Genomic DNA, 14,048 nt, shown 5'->3' with positions numbered 1-14,048 from the left:
TTAGAAAAGGGTTAAAATTATTTAATGCTAAATAATCCCTCTGGTTTATTTTCAATATCATCAAAACGTTTTGTACACTCAGCAATAATTGCATAAGCTTCGTTTACGTCTCCCCATCCTTCAACATCTACTTTTTTGTTTTCAAGATCTTTGTACACTTGGAAGAAATGCTCGATTTCTTTTACTAAGTGAGGATTAATATCTGAAAGATCTCCTAAAGAATTCCAGATTGGATCTGAAACTGGTACACAGATAATTTTTTCGTCTGGTCCTTTATCGTCTGCCATGTGGAAAACACCAATTGGTTTTACTTCCATAACACATCCAGGAAAAGTTGGTTCGTTTACCAAAACCAATACATCAAGAGGGTCACCGTCAAGAGCTAAAGTTTCAGGAATAAATCCGTAATCAGCAGGGTACATCATTGAAGAGAATAACATTCTGTCGAAACGCATTCTTTTGATTTCAAAATCGTACTCATATTTATTTCTGCTTCCTCTTGGTATTTCGATTAATACATCGAAAGTTGTTAGTTTGTCTGCGGTCATTTTCGTTTTTTATTGTTTCTATAAATTCGGTTGCAAAAGTAACTAAAGAATCCTTTTTTCACAATAAAAAACTACATTAATCTGCCTAGTTTTGTTTTAAAAAACAGGCAGTTAATAGGTAATCTTACGATTTCGTTTATTTAAGTAATAATGCCACAGTAAATATGTTGCATAAGATCTGTACGGACTCCATTGCTGTGCATGAATTTCCATTTCTTGTTTATCATGAATATCAAGTAATTCTTTAATCGTATTAACTACTGCAATGTCGCCAAGCGGAATTAAATCAGGCTCTTGCAAACAAAACATTAAATAAATATCGATAGTCCAATTTCCAATTCCTTTTAGTTTAATGAGTTCTTCTCTAACTTGAATCGCAGTTTTTAGAGCTAAACTTTCAATATCTAATTCTTTGTTTAAAACGGCTTCTGCTAAAATTTTAATGTATTTGGTTTTCTGACGACTGACACCAAGATTCCGAAATTCTTCATCTGATAAAACCGACATCGTTTCTGGATTACACGTTGTATAGGCTTTGATTTTTAAGAATGTGGCTTTCGCCGAATCTATCGAAACTTGCTGCTCGAGAATAAGCAATACCAATGTTTCAAAACCTTGTGGACGTTTTGGAATTGGCGGCAATCCATATTTTTCGATAATTTGAAGAAATACAGGATTTTTAGCCGATAGAAAATCAATGGCTTCTTGCATAAAATGTTTTTTAGTCCATTTCAAAATTAAACAAAAAAGAATCTCATAAAGGTACAGAGACACAAAGTTTTAGTTCACGCAGATTCTAAGTATTTAAGCTGATTAAAGCAGACTTTAAAATTTCTAGTTTAAAAAAATCTGCTTAAATCCGTAGAATCTACGTGAAAAACATCCAAAAAAAAAAGTCGCAAAGAATTAAAACTTTGCGACTTTGTAACTTTGAACCTTTGTAACTTTAAAATTAAAAATAGAATCCGAAAGATCCTTTTACTGCAAATTTATTAGCATCTGGAGTGTTTAAATAACTTCCTCTCCAAGAGAAATCGATTCTAAATACTTTGAAAATATTCCCAATTCCTGCATTATATTCCCAATACACATTTTCTGGCGCATTATAAGGCTGACCTGAAGCATTTATAGCGCGATTCGCATCTGAAATGGTTCCGTGTACTGCTTTTATACCAACAAATTCTCTCCAATTTAGTTTTCTCATAAAAGGAACTCTGGCAAATAACCTTCCTCCAAAATCATGATTCCATTGCAAAGTAGTATATTGATCAGTAATGAACTCATAGAAATTCAAGTTACTAAACGTATTTTCAATTGTAAAATAAGTCTGATTTCCAGGAATTACACTCATTAATCCTAACGGAATTGTACCCCATGTTTTTCCAGTTTCAAGAATAATATTTGATCTTCCTAATGGTCCAATAATAATAGGCTGTTTATAAAATAATTGAATTTTTTCGTAAGCAAAATCACTGTCAAAAACGCCTTTAATACCATAACTAAAGTTAACAAAGAAATGACTAAAAGGGCTGTCAACTAAACTGCGTTCAACGCCATACCCAATTGTTTTACGATTTGGCATATATTCAAATTGAATATTTGCTTCTGACTGTTTTACCATACTTTCGACCACACCAGCAGGATTTGCTGAACTTGGTAATGTCGTGTAATAGTCTAAACTAAAAGTCTTTGAAGCTGATTCTAATGTTCGATAAGAAAACCCTGCTTGAACAATAAAATTCTTTTTAGGTTCCATTTCAAAAGAAACATTACTCAAATTAATATTGGTTAATTTTCCATTGCTTCCTGTTGTAAATAATGCCGATGATGCAAAACTTCGTCCTAAAATATCATTTGTTGTGGTTAAACTGGCTCCAATTTGTTCAATATCGCGCCTATTTCCTCCAGAAATAATGATTCTATTTTTTTTGTCGATCATCCATTTTCCCGAAACACCGTATTTGAATTTATTATCGTCAAAACCATAAGCTGTATAAGCCTGCAGACGCCAAGGGTCATTTGGTCCAAAATAAGTTCTTCCTCCGGCTCTTATTCGTATACCTTCGACTTCATTGTAGCCAAACGTAGAAAAAATAGGTCCAAAATCGAAATTTTTAAATTCAACATAACCGCTTCCTAAAATCGAGACGAGACTATACAACTGCTTAAATCGCTTGACGGTTTGCAGGGTATCAAGCATTTTATAAATCCCTGCTTCATCTTTATTTAGCTTTTCAAAACGATTTTCTTCCCAGAACTCAGGTGGTCGCTCATAAACTGCATTGTCTATAAAGTTAACTTCTTCCTTGTAAAATTTCTCTGGTTTCTGAATATTGAATTTATGGTTTCGATATAAAGTGGTTCGTTTTCCGTAAACCCCTTTTGATTTTTCTTTTTTGTTTAAAGCAAAATCAGACATCATATAATCACGAGTTAAAAGAAAAACCGAATCGTTTTCTACTTCAAACTCCTGCTCAATATAAATATCTTTTACCCAGTTAATATTGGCGCTTTTAGTAACGCCCATATTAATTTTCTTGATTGCAAAAGTAGAATCGTTTACCCAAAAATCTCCTTTAAAAGTTAATTCGTTTTTACGTCTTGGGTAAAAAACAATGTTATAACACCATTTTTTGTCTATATAAGCACTGTCTTTTAGGACATAATTATATACATCAATTCCTGTTTTAGAAAGTGGACTTGTAAAACTTTTATCAAAAAACTTAAGGTGATTATCGTAAATATTATAATCTGAATAAAGATCTTTTACGAAAGATAAAATCTGCTGATTACCATTAAAACCAGACATTTTATTTCCGGTAAGATTTTCTTTTACTTTCTTTATTTTATTATCGCCGTAAACATCATAAACTGATTCGTTGATAAAAATTGGCAGATACGTTTTTCCTGTAACATCTGATGTATCAATATGATTAAAAACAAACTCCATTCCTTTAAAGAGTTTATTTTTCATAAAAGCACTATCGATTGTGTTCATATCGAACTCCACTTTCTCGTACTTCTGCATCTGATATTGATTGAACTGGTAAAGTCCGTTTTTACGCTTTCTTTCCCATATTTTTCGAAGAATGTCTAATGCGGGATTATTCTTTTTAGATGTTTTTCCAGTATAAATTACAACTTCGTTAAGCACTTCGGCTTCACTCAAAACTATTTTAAAATCATAATTTACGGCTTTTTCCAAAGGTACTTCGCGATCTGAAAATCCTGCAGAAGAAACTAACAAAGCGGTATATGTATTTGGAGATTCCAAATAAAAACGACCATCTTCATTAGAGACTATTCCTGTATTGGATCCTTTAAAAACAACATTTGCAAACGGAACCGGCTGATTAGATTTATCTAAAACAATTCCACTCACTTTTGTCTGCGCAGCAGCAATATTTACAAAAGCAAATACAAAAAACAGGCTGAGTAAAATTATTCTTTTCATAATCTGGCAAAAAAAGCTTCATCAATAAAAAAGCTTCATCAATAAATATGACTGATGAAGCTTTATGTGTATTTTATAAGTGTATTATTTGTACAATACTTTTTTAACTGCTTTTACTACATCACCTGCATTTGGCAACCAATCTTTTAATAAAACTGGAGAGTAAGGTGCTGGAGTATCTGCTGTCGTAATACGCTGAATTGGCGCATCAAGGAAATCGAAAGCTTGCTCTTGAACGATATAAGTAATCTCTGAAGAGATACTAGCAAACGGCCAAGCTTCTTCAAGAACTACTAAACGGTTTGTCTTTTTAACCGATTTAAGAATTGCATCTTTATCCATAGGACGAACTGTTCTTAAGTCGATAATCTCGCAAGAGATTCCTTCTTTAGCTAATTCATCAGCAGCGATAAAAGCTTCTTTGATGATTTTACCAAAAGAAACGATAGTTACATCTGTTCCTTCACGTTTAATATCAGCAACTCCTAATGGAATAGTGTATTCTCCGTCTGGCACTTCACCTTTATCACCATACATTTGCTCAGATTCCATGAAAATTACTGGATCATTATCGCGAATTGCAGATTTTAAAAGTCCTTTTGCATCATAAGGAGTTGACGGCACAACAACTTTAAGACCTGGAGTGTTTGCAAACCAGTTTTCTAAAGCTTGAGAGTGTGTTGCTCCTAATTGACCTGCAGAAGCTGTTGGTCCACGGAAAACGATAGGCACATTAAATTGTCCACCTGTCATTTGACGCATCTTCGCAGCGTTGTTTATAATTTGATCAATACCTACTAAACAGAAGTTGAAAGTCATGTACTCTACAATAGGACGACAGCCGTTCATTGCTGAACCTACTGCAATTCCTGTAAAACCAAGCTCAGCAATTGGAGTATCGATTACTCTTTTTTCGCCAAACTCAGCAAGCATTCCTTTTGAAGCTTTGTATGCTCCATTGTATTCTGCAACTTCTTCGCCCATTAAATATATGGATTCATCGTGACGCATCTCTTCGCTCATCGCTTCGCAAATGGCCTCTCTAAATTGTATTGTTCTCATATTTATATTGTATGTTGAATTTTCTGAAGAGCAAAAATAAATATTTTAAATCACTTAAAAGCATAAATTAAGTTTAAAATCGCATGAACTTCTTTCTCTCTATAGGTTTTAACTTTTTTAGCTTTATTGTGATATTTACGAAATCGATATAATACACGTAAAATTAACACTTAAACTATGTGAAACTTTTTTCAGACAAACTTTAAGTCTTTTGTTAATTTTCCTCAATCAAATTCTTTCATCAAAACGGTTGAAATCTAAAATTATTTCAATTAAGTAATAACCTTTTATTAAAATTGAGTTTTTCACTTGGCTTATTCTTTAAATATACTTTACTTCGTAAGGATAATCTTAACACCAAAGCCATGAAAATAAATCTATTATTATTTATTATTATATTTTTTTCAATCGAAGCAAAATCTCAGAGCCTAGTTGGCACCTACACTAGACAACAGCTAAAAACCAAGGATGGCAGAATTCTAGAAAAAGTTAAAACACCTGAAGTATTTAGCTATACTTATTCTAAAAATAAGTCGATACAAAGACTAACTACTATTCAAAAAACAACCACTGATAACACTGTTATTGAAAATACGGGAGGTAAAATTTTTGCAAGCCGTACTATTCGCCGATCCTCAGAAGTAATTAATTACAAAGATTTTGACTCCAAAATATACAAAGTTCTTATGACAAATGACGGGATTGATTCAAATGTAAAAACAAAACTTCCAACATATACATGGGAGCTTTTACCAGAAACTAAAATTATAAATGGTTTTTCATGTAAAAAAGCGACAACACAAAATACCGCATTTATTACCAAACAAAATATTACGGCTTGGTATACCGAAGAAATTCCGATAAAAGATGGTCCAATGTTTTACAGCGGATTGCCTGGCTTTATTATTCAACTTGAAATTGACGATAATTCAATTTTGGTCTTTCAAGAACTGACTTTTAAGAATGAGAATACCAAAATTGAAATACCAAATAACAGTGCAAAGGAATTAAGCTTTGAAGAATACCAAACAGGTTTAAAACAAGTTAACTAATTCTAATTTTTCAAAAAAATAATTGAAGCAGCTCATTTTCTGTATTAAAAGCAAGAAATCATTAATAGATTTTGACAATCTTCGAAATCGTAATAGTTTTTAAAAATATTATGCATGCATAGTATAATTATTCCAAATTAAATTCTAAATTTGTAAAAGCATATTATAAATTCAAAATATATACTTATGAAAATACTAGTTTGCATCAGCCATGTGCCTGATACTACTTCAAAAATCAACTTCTCCAATGGTGACTCTGAATTTGATACCAATGGTGTACAATATGTAATTAACCCTAATGACGAATTTGGATTGACTCGTGCAATCTGGTTTCAAGAGCAACAAGATGCAAATGTAACAGTGGTAAATGTTGGAGGTCCTGACACTGAACCAACTTTACGTAAAGCTTTGGCAATTGGTGCAAACGAAGCAATTCGTGTAAACGCAAACCCAACAGACGGATTTTTTGTTGCAAAACAATTAGCAGAAGTAATTAAAAACGGAGGTTATGATCTTGTAATTGCAGGAAAAGAATCTTTAGATTATAATGGAGGAATGGTTCCTGGAATGATCGCTGGTATTTTGGGTTACAACTTCTTAAACTCTTGTACAGCAGTAACTGTTGACGGAAATAATGTAAAAGCGGTTCGCGAAATCGACGGTGGAAAAGAAACTATAGGCACTACTCTTCCTTTAATCATTGGTGGTCAAAAAGGACTTGTTGAAGAAAAAGATTTACGTATTCCTAACATGAGAGGAATTATGACAGCAAGAACTAAAGCTTTAACTATTCTTGAACCAGTTGACGCTCCTGTAAATACAAAAGCAGTAAAATTTGAAAAACCAGCTCCAAAATCAGCAGTAAAATTAGTTTCTGCAGATAACCTAGATGAGTTAATCAATTTATTACACAACGAGGCGAAAGTAATCTAGTATTCAGTAATCAGTTTTAAGTATTCAGTTTCAATCTGAATTCTAAAATCTAAAATCTAAAATTATTATGTCAATATTAATATACGCAGAATCTGCAGAAGGAAAATTTAAAAAAGTAGCTTTCGAATTAGCTTCTTATGCAAAAAAAGTAGCCGAAAGTCTAGGAACAACCGTTACAGCTTTAACTGTAAACATCAGTGATGTAAGCGAATTAGCAAAATACGGAGTTGATAAAGTTTTAAAAGTAAACAACGATAAATTAGCTGGTTTTACTGCTAAGGCTTACGCCGATGTAATCAAACAAGCTGCTGAAAAAGAAGGAACAAAAGTAGTTTTGCTTTCTTCTACAACAGACAGTATTTATCTTTCATCATTAGTTGCGGTCGCTTTAAATGCTGGTTTCGCTTCTAATGTCGTGGGATTACCGGTAAGCACCTCGCCTTTCCAAGTAAAAAGAAACGCCTTTTCAAACAAAGCTTTCAATATTACACAAATCGATACAGATGTAAAAGTTCTTGGTTTAGCTAAAAACTCTTACGGAATTTTCGAAAGCGCAGGAGGTGCAGCTGCCGAAGATTTTAATCCATCAATTGGAGATAACGATTTTGGTGTAAAAGTAGAATCTGTAGAGAAAGTAAGCGGAAAAGTTTCTATCGCTGATGCTGATATTGTAGTTTCTGGCGGACGCGGATTGAAAGGTCCAGAAAACTGGGGATTAGTTGAAAATTTAGCTGAAGTTTTAGGCGCTGCAACAGCATGTTCTAAACCAGTTTCTGACTTAGGATGGAGACCTCACAGCGAACACGTTGGACAAACAGGAAAACCAGTTGCTACAAATTTATATATTGCAATAGGAATTTCTGGTGCAATTCAGCACATTGCAGGTATCAACTCATCAAAAGTAAAAGTAGTTATCAATAACGATCCAGAAGCTCCTTTCTTTAAAGTTGCTGATTATGGTATTGTTGGCGATGCATTTGAAATCGTACCTCAATTAACAGAGAAATTAAAAGCTTTCAAAGCACAACATTCTTAATTCAAGAATTCTCTTTAAAAATATAGCTGCCTAAAAACAAGATAATCGTATCTTTGTTTTAAGGCAGCTTTTTTGTTCCATATTTTTTGATTAAAATTGCACCTTTATTTTTCAATCAAAAAAAGTATTAAAATGCGGTGCTAAGTGCCCGTTTTACAAACATATATGAGTCTAGTAAAATTATCCATAAAAGGAATTTCATACAGTCAAACTCAAAATGGCGCGTATGCCTTGATTTTGAATGAAGTTGACGGCGAACGAAAATTACCTATTGTTATTGGCGCTTTTGAAGCCCAGTCAATTGCTATTGCCTTAGAAAAAGAGATAAAACCTCCTCGCCCATTAACTCACGATTTATTCAAAAACTTTGCTGAAAGATTTGACATTGTTGTAAAACAAGTCATTATTCACAAATTAGTAGACGGCGTTTTTTACTCAAGCTTAATTTGCGAAAGAGACAAAATTGAAGAAATAATCGACGCTAGAACATCAGATGCGATCGCTTTAGCATTACGTTTTAATGCTCCAATTTTTACTTATAAAAACATTCTGGATAAAGCTGGAATTTATTTAAAATCAAATACAGCTGATACAGATCAAGGTTCTCAGGAAATTGACGACGTACTTTCTAACCCAGAAACTTTTGGACACGAAGAGGAAAGTAATCAATCTGGAGATGTTTATGCAAAACACAGCCTGCAAGAACTAAATGAACTTTTAGATCAGGCAGTTTCTCAGGAAGATTATGAAAAAGCTGCAAAAATTAGAGACGAAATCTCGAAAAGATAAATTTTAGGCTGTAAGCCTTAAGCTTTAAGCAATAAGCTTAAAGTGCAAAACATAAAAAAAACAAGCTTAAGCATTTAGGATAAAGCCTAAAGCTTAAAGCCTAAAGCCTAAAGCAATAATGAAACAATACTTAGATTTAGTAAAACACGTTTTAGAAAACGGATGCCAAAAAGGAGACCGAACTGGAACTGGAACCAAAAGCGTTTTTGGATACCAAATGCGTTTTGATTTAAGTGAAGGTTTCCCAATGGTTACAACAAAAAAATTACACTTAAAATCGATCATCTATGAACTGCTTTGGTTTTTAAAAGGTGATACGAATATTAAATATTTACAAGAAAACGGAGTAAAAATATGGGATGCTTGGGCAGATTCTAATGGAGATTTAGGACCTGTTTACGGGCACCAATGGCGCAATTGGAACAGCGAAGAAATTGATCAGATTTCAGAATTAATTACTGAATTAAAGACTAATCCAAACAGCCGTAGAATGTTGGTATCAGCATGGAACCCATCTGTTTTGCCAGACACAAAAAAATCTTTTGAAGAAAATGTGGCCAACAATAAGGCAGCATTACCTCCTTGCCATGCCTTTTTTCAGTTTTATGTAGCAACACCAGATTTAGAAAAAGGAGAGACAAAAGGAAAATTATCTTGTCAATTGTATCAACGCAGCGCTGATATATTTTTGGGTGTTCCCTTCAACATTGCTTCTTATGCACTATTAACTATTATGATTGCACAGGTTTGCGATTTAGAACTAGGCGATTTTATTCATACTTTTGGTGACGCACATATTTACAACAATCATTTTGAACAATTGGAATTACAATTGACTCGTGAGCCAAAACCGCTTCCAAAAATGATTTTAAATCCTGCTGTTAAAAATATTTTCGATTTTGATTACAACGACTTCACACTTGTTGATTATGAACCGCATGCGGGCATAAAAGGAAGTGTTGCTGTATAAAAGCAAAAAAAAAATCCGCTTAAAATTTTAAGCGGATTTTTTTATACTACTAAAACACTGTTTTCACTGCCGGCGAAATCATTCCATTTGTATGAATCTGCTTCAGGATCATTAATATAAATGCCGTCGATTACATATTTGAATTCATAAATGGCATCTTTTACCAAGTCATACGTAGCCTTAAATGTTCCATTCTTTAGTTTACTCAAAGTTCCCTCTTCAGGATTCCAGTTATTAAAATCTCCAACAACCGCTGCCGAATCAGCATCTTTGGCATCTATAGAAAAAGTAACTTTTACAACTGGTTTTGTTTTGATAAATTGTTTCTTTAAAGACATAACTATTTAGTTTTTAGATTTATATAAACTAAAATTACATAAATTCAACTAAACTTTTCACAATACAATTCCGATTTGTGATAATAGCAAAAACAGTCCGTTTTTTTAATTGCATCAACAATTTAAAGAGTATATTTTTTTTGTATATTTATTTACAACTCATTTTCAAACAAATATTCTGCGGTCAGAATACGGTGTTTTAAAAATAAATTCTAACTTTATAATCTCATTTATATCGGTATGGAAAAAGAAGTGCACGAACAATACGAGTATGCAAGAAGACGTATAAGACAAAAAAAAATCCTTTATTTTCATTTTGTACTTTTTCTACTGGGAAGTTTATTTATTTTCATCGCAAATAGATTTTTTGGTTTTGGAGCTTCAACAGAGCAAAACTGGTGCTTATGGGGCATTACTTTATGGTTCTTCATTTTTATACTGCACTTTATAAAAGTTTACATTACAGATCGATTCATGAACAAAAAATGGGAAAGGGAACAAATTGACAGGTTAGTTGCTTTACAGCAAAAGAGAATCAGTCAACTAGAATCAAGGATTAATGAGGATACCGAAAATAAAATTTAGTTTTAGCATATTATGATTATTATGATCGCGGCTGTAGCCGAAAACAATGCTCTTGGAAAAAATAATGATTTAGTATGGCACTTGCCAAATGATTTTAAAAGATTTAAATCACTAACAACGAATCATCATATTATAATGGGAAGAAAAACATTTGAAAGCTTCCCTAAACCATTACCTAACCGAGTACATATTGTTATAACCAGACAAAAAGATTATGCCCCTGAAGGCTGCATAGTTGTCGACAGCATAGAAAAAGCTATCGCATTATGCCCTGAAAATGAAGATTCATATATTATTGGAGGCGGCGAAATTTACAATTTAGCTTTACCTTATACGGATATAATCGAAATAACCAAAGTGCATCACACATTTGACGCTGATACATTTTTTCCTAAAATCAATAAAAGTGAGTGGTTATTAGTAGAATCTGAAGAAAATTTTAAAGATGAAAAACATCTTTACGATTATACTTATGAAACTTACATTAGAAAATAAATAAAAAAACATCCTCTTTTGAAGGATGTTTTTTAAAAATGACTGATTGTTAGCCTTGACTAATTCAAGAAATAGTTTTTGTAAAAATCACAAATGCAAAGTGCATCTGAAATAACTGAATAACATTTACTGTTAATTGAGAACGAATCTCAATAGGCCCTTAATAACAAATACCACTAAGATATTAAAGGCAGAAAATTAAAATTTCCAAAAACAAATTTAATCCTAAGAACGTATTTCGCACTTTAAAAATAGTATCCCCCCAAGAACAATACTTTTAAAACTACTTACTTGAACAAATTAGCTGCAGTGCAAAAAAACAGCTGTTTGATTAAGTCAATATGATAAATCAATCATTAAATTTTTATCATTTTTACTTTAACAAAGTTGTACATAAAATACACATCACACAATACCCACTTTTAGTGATTTTTTAAAAATACCCACTTTTGGTGATGGCAAAAATTTTTATTAAAAGTGATTTTTATCCTCCATTTCAAAACATTTAATTTACACTTTAAAAAACTCAACTACAGTTAAAGCAGATTGTTTATATTTGCGTAAATAAAAATAATGTCTGAAAAAATAACCCCATATAAAGATTCTTCTTTAGGTAAAAAAGAACAAGTAGCCCAAATGTTTGACAACATTTCTGGGAACTACGACAATTTAAATCGTGTAATCTCATTTGGTATTGATGTCAAATGGCGAAAAAAAGTATTAAAAATAGTTTCAGATACTAAACCAAAAGTCATTCTTGACATTGCAACAGGAACTGGCGACTTAGCCATTTTAATGGCTCAAACTAAAGCAGAAAAAATTATTGGCTTGGATATTTCGGCAGGAATGCTTGAAGTTGGAAAGAAAAAAGTAGAAGAAAAAAATCTATCTTCTGTTATAGATTTAGTATTAGGAGATTCTGAAAACATTCCTTTTGATGATAACTATTTTGATGCAATAACAGTTGGTTTTGGCGTTCGTAATTTTGAGAATCTAGAAAAAGGTTTTTCTGAAATTTTACGAGTTTTAAAACCAAACGGTGTATTTGTAATTTTAGAAACTTCCGTTCCTGACAAAACACCATACAAACAAGGATATAAATTTTACAGCAAAAATATATTGCCAGTTATAGGAAAATTGTTTTCTAAAGACAATTCAGCATACGGTTATTTATCTGAATCTGCGGCAGCTTTCCCATATGGAGAAGCATTAAACAATATTTTAAGAAAAACTGGGTTTATAGATGTTGTAGCAATGCCTCAGACTTTTGGTGTAGCAACCATTTATTCAGCATCTAAAAAGTAGTATGAAAAAAATTGTAATCTTATTTTTATTAGTCTTATCGACAAAAGGATATTCTCAATTTGCTAAAAGCATGTTTAGCAAAGATCCTATTATAAATCTTGAAAACTGGCAAAAGCAGCGTGTTTATTTTGGCTACTATTTGGGTTTCAACAGCTTTGACTTCAAATTTGATTATAAAAATGTAGTAAATCAAGATATTCAAGTAAAAAAAACAACTGGTTTTAATGTTGGTGTAGTCGCAGATTTAAGATTACAAGAATACATTAATTTGCGTTTTGAACCGGGTCTATATTATACAAAACGAGATTTGTATTACCCTAACTTTACTTCTAAAACGGATTATTTGAGAGAGGTAAACAGCACCTATATTCATTTTCCTTTATTGTTGAAGTTTTCATCATTACGTACAGGAAATGTCCGTCCGTATTTAGTTGGCGGAATGTCTACAACTCTAAACCTATCCAGCAACTCTAAGTCTACGGATGACAATGCCGAAGGAAAATTCAGGGTAAAACCATGGACTGCAGCTTATGAACTTGGCTTTGGAATAGACTTCTTTACTGAGTATTTTATTTTCTCTCCTTCTATTAGAGGTATGTTTGGTATTACAAACGAATTAGTACAAGACAAAGATCCGTTAAGCCCTTGGACAAGTAACATCGATTCTATGAAATCAAGAGCTCTTTTAATAAATTTTACTTTTCACTAAAACAAATTTCTAACTATTCCGTTTAAACTCACTAAGAATAATCGCGGTTGCTGTTGCTACATTTAAACTTTCTGTTTTTTGCAGCTCTCCAAACCTAGGAATTGTTAATCGTGCGGTAACCGTTTTTTCAATTTCTGCCGAAATTCCATTGGCTTCATTACCCATAATAATGATTCCATTTTCAGGCAGATTTTTTTTATAAATAGTTTCGCCATCCATAAAAGTTCCAAAAACAGGAAGTTTTGTTTGACTTAAATACGTTTTGAGATCAACATAATTTACATTTACTCTGGTAATAGATCCCATTGTAGCCTGCACAACTTTTGGATTGTAAATATCGACTGTTTCTTTAGAACAAACAATTTGTTTAATTCCAAACCAGTCGCAAAGACGCAAAATGGTTCCTAAATTTCCTGGATCACGAATATCATCTAAAGCGAGGATTAAACCGGTACTATTGATTTCGTTTTCAACAGGCATTTTAAAAACTGCTAAACAAGAATTTGGAGTTGTCAGCGCGCTTATTTTTTTTAGTTCTTGATCATTAATAAGAGTTCGCTTTGAAGTTTGAACTTCTTGAAAATCATTTAATGTGGTGTATAAATGCTCTAATTCAAAATTGGATTGCAGTAATTCTTGAATTACCTTTACCCCCTCGGCAAAAAACAATTGATTTACAAAACGCTGCTTTTTTTGATGCAAACCTGAGATAAGCTTTATTTGGTTTTTAGTAACCATAAAATAATGTACTTTTGAATTAAATTTTTAAAAA

At 32.3% G+C, this 14,048-nt stretch carries 15 protein-coding genes; 9 read left to right on the top strand and 6 right to left on the bottom strand.

Annotated features, from left to right (window positions below; translation table 11 throughout):
* Positions 1-17: 17 nt before the first annotated feature.
* The 4 genes from BOW55_RS04080 to BOW55_RS04065 all read right to left on the bottom strand — a co-directional run bounded on the left by BOW55_RS04080 (position 18) and on the right by BOW55_RS04065 (position 5,064).
* Positions 18-548 (bottom strand): inorganic diphosphatase, encoded by a 531-nt coding sequence (locus tag BOW55_RS04080; RefSeq protein WP_129023083.1) that lies wholly within the window; start codon positions 546-548, stop codon positions 18-20.
* 111 nt (positions 549-659) lie between these two features.
* Entirely contained in the window at positions 660-1,259 is a 600-nt protein-coding gene (locus BOW55_RS04075) for a DNA-3-methyladenine glycosylase (RefSeq protein WP_129023082.1), read from the bottom strand.
* Between the two features lie 241 nt (positions 1,260-1,500).
* Positions 1,501-4,002: a DUF5686 and carboxypeptidase-like regulatory domain-containing protein gene (locus BOW55_RS04070; RefSeq protein ID WP_129023081.1), complete on the bottom strand. Its 2,502-nt coding sequence runs from the start codon at positions 4,000-4,002 to the stop codon at positions 1,501-1,503.
* Between the two features lie 84 nt (positions 4,003-4,086).
* A complete protein-coding gene (locus BOW55_RS04065; RefSeq protein ID WP_089052563.1) occupies positions 4,087-5,064 on the bottom strand; it encodes a pyruvate dehydrogenase complex E1 component subunit beta in 978 nt (325 codons plus the stop codon).
* Between the two features lie 365 nt (positions 5,065-5,429).
* Here BOW55_RS04065 and BOW55_RS04060 point away from each other — a divergent pair, with 365 nt between their 5' ends.
* The 5 genes from BOW55_RS04060 to BOW55_RS04040 all read left to right on the top strand — a co-directional run bounded on the left by BOW55_RS04060 (position 5,430) and on the right by BOW55_RS04040 (position 9,844).
* On the top strand, positions 5,430-6,116 hold the full coding sequence (locus BOW55_RS04060) for a GLPGLI family protein (RefSeq protein WP_164974998.1): 687 nt from the start codon (positions 5,430-5,432) through the stop codon (positions 6,114-6,116).
* Between the two features lie 186 nt (positions 6,117-6,302).
* Complete coding sequence (locus tag BOW55_RS04055) at positions 6,303-7,049, top strand: electron transfer flavoprotein subunit beta/FixA family protein (protein WP_129023079.1); 747 nt, start codon at positions 6,303-6,305, stop codon at positions 7,047-7,049.
* A gap of 67 nt (positions 7,050-7,116) precedes the next feature.
* A complete protein-coding gene (locus BOW55_RS04050; protein WP_129023078.1) occupies positions 7,117-8,085 on the top strand; it encodes an electron transfer flavoprotein subunit alpha/FixB family protein in 969 nt (322 codons plus the stop codon).
* A gap of 165 nt (positions 8,086-8,250) precedes the next feature.
* Entirely contained in the window at positions 8,251-8,874 is a 624-nt protein-coding gene (locus BOW55_RS04045; protein ID WP_129023077.1) for a bifunctional nuclease family protein, read from the top strand.
* 118 nt (positions 8,875-8,992) lie between these two features.
* Positions 8,993-9,844 (top strand): thymidylate synthase, encoded by an 852-nt coding sequence (locus BOW55_RS04040; RefSeq protein WP_129023076.1) that lies wholly within the window; start codon positions 8,993-8,995, stop codon positions 9,842-9,844.
* A gap of 41 nt (positions 9,845-9,885) precedes the next feature.
* Here the strand turns inward: BOW55_RS04040 and BOW55_RS04035 are convergent, their stop codons facing one another.
* On the bottom strand, positions 9,886-10,182 hold the full coding sequence (locus BOW55_RS04035) for an isoamylase early set domain-containing protein (RefSeq protein ID WP_089052558.1): 297 nt from the start codon (positions 10,180-10,182) through the stop codon (positions 9,886-9,888).
* Between the two features lie 240 nt (positions 10,183-10,422).
* On the opposite strand from BOW55_RS04035, the gene BOW55_RS04030 reads away from it, so the two are divergent.
* The 4 genes from BOW55_RS04030 to BOW55_RS04015 all read left to right on the top strand — a co-directional run bounded on the left by BOW55_RS04030 (position 10,423) and on the right by BOW55_RS04015 (position 13,276).
* Positions 10,423-10,767, top strand: a complete 345-nt coding sequence (locus BOW55_RS04030) for a 2TM domain-containing protein (RefSeq protein ID WP_089052557.1) — start codon at positions 10,423-10,425, stop codon at positions 10,765-10,767.
* Positions 10,768-10,779: 12 nt separating this feature from the next.
* The gene (locus BOW55_RS04025) at positions 10,780-11,262 is read left to right on the top strand and encodes a dihydrofolate reductase (RefSeq protein ID WP_129023075.1); all 483 of its coding nucleotides are present in this window, start codon (positions 10,780-10,782) and stop codon (positions 11,260-11,262) included.
* 573 nt (positions 11,263-11,835) lie between these two features.
* Entirely contained in the window at positions 11,836-12,567 is a 732-nt protein-coding gene (gene ubiE, locus BOW55_RS04020; protein ID WP_089057440.1) for a bifunctional demethylmenaquinone methyltransferase/2-methoxy-6-polyprenyl-1,4-benzoquinol methylase UbiE, read from the top strand.
* A gap of 1 nt (position 12,568) precedes the next feature.
* The gene (locus BOW55_RS04015; protein WP_089052554.1) at positions 12,569-13,276 is read left to right on the top strand and encodes a porin family protein; all 708 of its coding nucleotides are present in this window, start codon (positions 12,569-12,571) and stop codon (positions 13,274-13,276) included.
* A 9-nt stretch (positions 13,277-13,285) separates the two neighbouring features.
* On the opposite strand, the gene BOW55_RS04010 is transcribed toward BOW55_RS04015, so the two are convergent.
* Positions 13,286-14,014, bottom strand: a complete 729-nt coding sequence (locus BOW55_RS04010; RefSeq protein ID WP_129023074.1) for an RNA methyltransferase — start codon at positions 14,012-14,014, stop codon at positions 13,286-13,288.
* Positions 14,015-14,048: the final 34 nt, after the last annotated feature.

Source organism: Flavobacterium sp. YO12 (assembly GCF_004119495.1).
GTDB lineage: Bacteria > Bacteroidota > Bacteroidia > Flavobacteriales > Flavobacteriaceae > Flavobacterium.
This window is presented reverse-complemented; position numbering and strand designations above follow the sequence as displayed.

Bases quoted from the DNA above. Each gene is read 5' to 3' on its own strand.
- BOW55_RS04080 (WP_129023083.1), bottom strand. From the start codon at position 548: ATGACCGCAGACAAACTAACAACTTTCGATGTATTAATCGAAATACCA.
- BOW55_RS04075 (WP_129023082.1), bottom strand. From the start codon at position 1,259: ATGCAAGAAGCCATTGATTTTCTATCGGCTAAAAATCCTGTATTTCTT.
- BOW55_RS04070 (WP_129023081.1), bottom strand. From the start codon at position 4,002: ATGAAAAGAATAATTTTACTCAGCCTGTTTTTTGTATTTGCTTTTGTA.
- BOW55_RS04065 (WP_089052563.1), bottom strand. From the start codon at position 5,064: ATGAGAACAATACAATTTAGAGAGGCCATTTGCGAAGCGATGAGCGAA.
- BOW55_RS04060 (WP_164974998.1), top strand. From the start codon at position 5,430: ATGAAAATAAATCTATTATTATTTATTATTATATTTTTTTCAATCGAA.
- BOW55_RS04055 (WP_129023079.1), top strand. From the start codon at position 6,303: ATGAAAATACTAGTTTGCATCAGCCATGTGCCTGATACTACTTCAAAA.
- BOW55_RS04050 (WP_129023078.1), top strand. From the start codon at position 7,117: ATGTCAATATTAATATACGCAGAATCTGCAGAAGGAAAATTTAAAAAA.
- BOW55_RS04045 (WP_129023077.1), top strand. From the start codon at position 8,251: ATGAGTCTAGTAAAATTATCCATAAAAGGAATTTCATACAGTCAAACT.
- BOW55_RS04040 (WP_129023076.1), top strand. From the start codon at position 8,993: ATGAAACAATACTTAGATTTAGTAAAACACGTTTTAGAAAACGGATGC.
- BOW55_RS04035 (WP_089052558.1), bottom strand. From the start codon at position 10,182: ATGTCTTTAAAGAAACAATTTATCAAAACAAAACCAGTTGTAAAAGTT.
- BOW55_RS04030 (WP_089052557.1), top strand. From the start codon at position 10,423: ATGGAAAAAGAAGTGCACGAACAATACGAGTATGCAAGAAGACGTATA.
- BOW55_RS04025 (WP_129023075.1), top strand. From the start codon at position 10,780: ATGATTATTATGATCGCGGCTGTAGCCGAAAACAATGCTCTTGGAAAA.
- ubiE (WP_089057440.1), top strand. From the start codon at position 11,836: ATGTCTGAAAAAATAACCCCATATAAAGATTCTTCTTTAGGTAAAAAA.
- BOW55_RS04015 (WP_089052554.1), top strand. From the start codon at position 12,569: ATGAAAAAAATTGTAATCTTATTTTTATTAGTCTTATCGACAAAAGGA.
- BOW55_RS04010 (WP_129023074.1), bottom strand. From the start codon at position 14,014: ATGGTTACTAAAAACCAAATAAAGCTTATCTCAGGTTTGCATCAAAAA.